The sequence below is a fragment of the Candidatus Palibaumannia cicadellinicola genome (assembly GCF_002855795.1).
GTDB lineage: Bacteria > Pseudomonadota > Gammaproteobacteria > Enterobacterales > Enterobacteriaceae > Baumannia > Baumannia cicadellinicola_C.
The window spans coordinates 1-1,261 of record NZ_NJPO01000102.1; the positions used below are offsets into that span (position 1 = coordinate 1).

The 1,261-nt window shown below is 37.7% G+C and carries 1 protein-coding gene and 1 pseudogene; both read right to left on the minus strand.

From position 1 onward, the window contains the following. Positions 1–377 (minus strand): annotated as a pseudogene (locus CEX73_RS01960) (FAD-dependent 2-octaprenylphenol hydroxylase); the annotation flags it as partial. A gap of 20 nt (positions 378–397) precedes the next feature. Continuing rightward, positions 398–1,261, minus strand: an 864-nt coding sequence (locus CEX73_RS01965; protein WP_101626923.1) for an FAD-dependent monooxygenase, incomplete at its 5' end; no start/stop codon positions are given.

Genomic DNA, 1,261 nt, shown 5'->3' on the forward strand with positions numbered 1-1,261 from the left:
AGTTGGTACATACGGTGTAAAAGCGCTTGCTGAATTACAGTATTTGGAATAATATATCCTAACTGTCGGTTACCTAGTTGACAGCCATCAAATACTATTTGACCAAAGCTATTTTTATCCCAAACTTCTATTTTTCGATAAGGATTAGCACCTTGCGTAGTAATTTCGTTCCATACCTGCAAATATTGTAGTAACTTTCTACTAGCGGCATTAATAGCAGATACTCTAAGCGCTGTATTATGAATATTAAAGATATATTTCCATTCTTGGTGTTCAATTACTGCTATTTGCAAATTATTACTTCGCAACCCGCAGGCTAGTGCCAAACCTACTATACCCCCACCATTGATTACAACATCAAATTTTTGCATTGGCATAAATAATTTTAATTTTACAGCTAACGAGTTACCCATCCTAGTATTTGTCGTATAAGTGAATTACGTAGCGACGGAATATTAGCAATAGTAAGTAACCCTAAATTACGTCCTGTTACTAGTAATGTATGATAGTGTGCGAATAAAGATACTAGTCCATCTGTTATGCTAACTGTTTTCCGTTGATCTTTCAGACGACGTTGTTGATAGCGCGCTAATACAGCATAATCACCGATATCTTCACCTTGTACTACAGCATGTACTAAAGTTTCTGCTAATGTCATAACATCTCGTAGACCCAGATTAAAACCTTGACCAGTAATAGGATGTAAAGTTTGCGCCGCATTTCCGATGAGTGCCAACCTATGAGTAATATGTCGTTCAGCAATCTGTAGCTGTAGACGGTAGTACTGGCGCTCTCCTATATGAGTTATACGTCCTAGACGCCATCCAAATTGTTTCTGTAATACCTGACCAAATGTTTTATTATTCCAATAAGATATTTCTTGTTGGTTTACAGCAGGTAAGCACCATATAAGCGAGCTACGTCCTTCTTGTATCGGTAATAGAGCTAATGATCCTTGTATAGTAAAGCGTTCAAACGCATAATTGTTATGATGTAACGCAGTACTAATATCTGCTATCACAGCAATTTGTTGATAATCTTTTTTTTTCCAACGAATACCACATAGAACAGCTAGTTGAGAATGCGTTCCGTCTGCTGCCACCATGAGTTGGGCACTAAGCTGCTGACCGGTATTAAGTGTTACTATGCTATGAGTACTCTTGCGATTAATATGCTGTAATATAGCTGGAGAGTATAATCGTACACCTGGTGCCTGGCGTAACAGACGAAATAGTTTATGTCGTACATCAGATAGTTGTAT